Source organism: Psychrobacillus sp. (genome assembly GCF_056205495.1).
Map to the genome: position 1 here is coordinate 1 of NZ_JBAEAP010000592.1, position 3,764 is coordinate 3,764.

Here is a 3,764-nt window from a genome sequence, read left to right on the forward strand (position 1 = left end):
AAGGGAAAATATGAGGCATCTGAGTTGGATTCAACCCAGCGTAGAGTTTCAGCAGTAACTGACTTTGTTGCTTATGCTAGAGAAAAATTAAAGCCATATGGTGTACAAGTGTCTGTTGATATATTTGGATACTCCGCAACACTACCAGAAGCTCCAGGTATCGGACAAAATTTCTCGAAGATATCGGAAAATGTAGATGTCATTTCATCCATGATTTATCCAAGTCATTGGACATCTTATTTCGGGATTGCGAAACCGGATTTAGAACCATACCGTCTTGTCCAAGAATACGCTAAGGTTGAGAATGCCAAGCTAGGAGAGCTAGAAAACCCTCCAGTGTCCAGACCTTGGTTACAAGATTTTACTGCTTCTTATCTAGGTAAGGGGAATTACTTAGCATATGGTAAGACCGAGGTAGAGGCTCAAATAAAGGCATTAAACGAAGCCGGTATTAACGAATTCTTATTATGGAATGCCGGAAATAAATATACGCCAGGTGTAGATTATACTCCAGTTAACTAATGGGACAAGTGGCTAGGACAGAACCCTACTTAGAATAATTCAAAAGCTTCATAGATTTTACGAAAGTAAAATCTAAAGAACTTTTTTTACTATCTGCTGTTTTGGGGATGCTTCTTTGCAGATGCTAAGAACTATAGATGCACGTGGGATCCAAACCACCTGACTATCCGATCATTTTACTTTAAAATATGAGTAAACCGAGCTTAATTACAACATAAAATGAAACTTTTTTTCATGAAAAACGTACTATATAGTGTAACAGTTGTTTTCATTAAAGACCTGCTAATTGAGAATGAATATTTTTTTAGAAAACATGGTTTAAATGCTTTTAAAAAAGGGTATCATTGTATTAAAGAAACATTATTATTCTAAAAATGTATCAGGTTGTTCATTATATGTACAAATTGTAAATACTCTTTATAAGTGAGAAAAATTCTGGAAAAATGTATTTTAAATACTTATTAATTAGTGTATACTATAAAAGTGCTAAACTACATTAAATTAATTATAATCTACTTTATATAACACAAGTAACAATCGAGAGGAAGTGTTTTTTAATATGATGGTTACATTATTTACTTCTCCAAGCTGTACTTCATGTAGAAAAGCAAAAGCCTGGTTAGAAGAGCATGACATTCCTTACACAGAAAGAAATATCTTTTCTGAACCATTAAGTATCAGCGAAATTAAAGAAATACTGCGTATGACCGAAGACGGTACAGACGAAATAATATCTACTCGTTCAAAAATATTCCAAAAATTAAACGTTGATGTGGAAAGCCTACCACTTCAAAGGTTATATGAATTGATTCAAGAATATCCAGGTTTACTTCGTAGACCTATCATATTAGACGAAAAACGTTTACAAGTTGGATACAATGAAGATGAAATTCGTAGATTTTTACCTAGAAAAGTTCGTGCGTATCAATTACTAGAAGCGCAAAGACTTGTGAATTAGTTCAGGATTAAGCTGATGATTTTCAAAGAAATTTTGAAAATCATCAGCTTTTCTTTATTAGTTTTTCTTGCCTCATGTTATAATTTTTAAAAACATAAAAAGTTGTATTAATATTTTTAAAAGTGAAGCTGGAATCCTTTTCTTTTTTTATTAAACAACATACAATAGTAATAGACACTACAATAATGAGGCGGAAGAAGCGAAAGGAGATGTGTTAAATGGATATCGAGCGCATCAATGACAACACTTTCAAAGTATACATTTCATACATCGACATTGAAGAAAGAGGCTTCAGCCGAGATGAAATTTGGTTTAATAAAGATAAGAGCGAGCAGCTTTTTTGGGAAATGATGGATGAGGTTCATGACGACGATCATTTTGAGGAGTTAGATGGTCCATTATGGATACAAGTTCATGCGATGGAAAAAGGTTTAGAAGTGATTGTCACTCGAACGGAAATGGCAAAAGATGAACGATCAGACGATAGCTTAAGTGCAGAGGATTTATCAAACAAGATATTTAAAAGTGCTGTCTCCAATTCCATGGGGCCACATGAGTTTGATGATTTTTCAAATTATATGGATGACTTAGATGAAATACCCGCAGAATATACTTTTATATTCGAAAATTTTGAAGATGTTATTGGATTGTCCAAAAAACTAGATGATTTAGATCTTGACACTTCTTTGTATCATTATAATGAAAAATATTACTTACACGTAATTTTTGATATGGATATAGCGGAGTTAGAAGTTATTTTAAATACGTTGAGTGTTATTTCAGAGTTTGGGCAAAGTACAAAAACAACAATTCACATAATACAAGAGTATGGCAAAGAAATTATAGCAGCCAATGTGATGGAAGAATTAAATAAACATTTTTAAAACCTTCTGAAGAGAAGGTTTTTTTTTGTTTAGGAAATTATGAAGTTCTGAATCCTCGCTTTTTTCCATTTGCCTGTCGGGGCAGAGACAGGCGATTGCGCTTTTCTTGTTTTGAAAAATTTTAACCTCATACCATTATGATTTTGATTATTGTGTTTTATTTCTTTTATTTGTATATTAAGAATGGAGGTGATTATCATATTAACAGCCCTAACAAAAGACGGGGAAATCTTCATACCAGCTCATTATTCAAGAGATAGTTTAAAAATGATGAGACAGAATGTCTTTAATTGTGCAGAATGTAGAGAGACGCTTATTTTAAAGGTTGGCAGCATCAAAATACCTCATTTTGCTCATCATCAAAATACCGTTTGTGCACGGTCATTTTCAGAAGGGGAAAGTGAAGATCATCTGAGTGGGAAAATTCAACTGTACGATTTTTTGCAAAGTAAAAAAGTAACTTGTAATTTGGAACCATTTATTTTTGAAATTAAGCAAAGACCAGATATTTTAATCTTTACAGACAATATAAAGGTTGCACTTGAGTATCAATGTAGTAAAATACCCCCTAGTATTATTCGAAAACGTAATAAAGGCTATACGCAGGTCCATATCAAGCCACTTTGGGTTTTAAAAACCCCTAATCCACCAGATTTTCCCCTTCAGCAAATTGGTTCCATGAAGATTTCTGCTTTTCAAACAGAACTTTTATATCATAGTATGAATGGTAAAGTTCTAATCACATACTGTCCTCAAACAAAATCCTTTTCCTATATTTCTAATCTACTTCATCTATATTCCAATCATTTTCTCGTAAAAATTAATACGCTACCCATTACTATGCAAACATGGCCCTTAGCTATGGTTAAAACAATTACTGAGCAAGAATTTCAGACTTATTTAAAACTCTACCAAGATAAGAGAATGAAACGCTTAAAAAATTTATATCTGTATAACCGTAAAGGTATTCAATCTCCCTTTTTACAGGTGTGCTATAAGTGGAGAATAAATCCTATAAATCTTCCTTTGTTTATAGGAATACCGTCTCATGGAGCTGATGCATTTGATGAGCATGCCTGTGAATGGCAGCTGCAGTGGATTGATTTTTTACATGGCAATAGTCTGGCGTTAGACACGATTACCGACCAACACTATCGCTATTTCCTACTGGTTCACCGTTGGAAGGAACCTAATCGATTAGTAATGCGGATAAAGGCTTTAAAAGCGTATGTAGAGGTCCTCTTGGAGTGCTTAGATATACCGGTACAACTTCACCCAGATAATACATGTAACTATACCAAAATGCATAATTTACTTTATGACCATTTCCTTGCAAAAGGAGCTGAAAATTGAGAAAATAGAATTGGTTCGAAGTCGGAGGCCAAGCGGTCTTAGGAAGA

The 3,764-nt window shown here is 33.6% G+C and carries 4 protein-coding genes; all 4 read left to right on the plus strand.

Translation table 11 applies throughout. The features are described 5' to 3' along the window. On the plus strand, positions 1–522 hold a 522-nt coding region (locus AC06OU_RS16625), incomplete at its 5' end, for a putative glycoside hydrolase (protein WP_475857266.1). Positions 523–1,084: 562 nt separating this feature from the next. Then, the gene (spxA, locus tag AC06OU_RS16630; protein WP_053590237.1) at positions 1,085–1,480 is read left to right on the plus strand and encodes a transcriptional regulator SpxA; all 396 of its coding nucleotides are present in this window, start codon (positions 1,085–1,087) and stop codon (positions 1,478–1,480) included. A 218-nt stretch (positions 1,481–1,698) separates the two neighbouring features. Further along, positions 1,699–2,364, plus strand: a complete 666-nt coding sequence (gene mecA, locus AC06OU_RS16635; RefSeq protein WP_298466621.1) for an adaptor protein MecA — start codon at positions 1,699–1,701, stop codon at positions 2,362–2,364. A gap of 183 nt (positions 2,365–2,547) precedes the next feature. After that, positions 2,548–3,717, plus strand: a complete 1,170-nt coding sequence (locus AC06OU_RS16640; protein ID WP_475857268.1) for a competence protein CoiA — start codon at positions 2,548–2,550, stop codon at positions 3,715–3,717. Positions 3,718–3,764 lie beyond the last annotated feature (47 nt).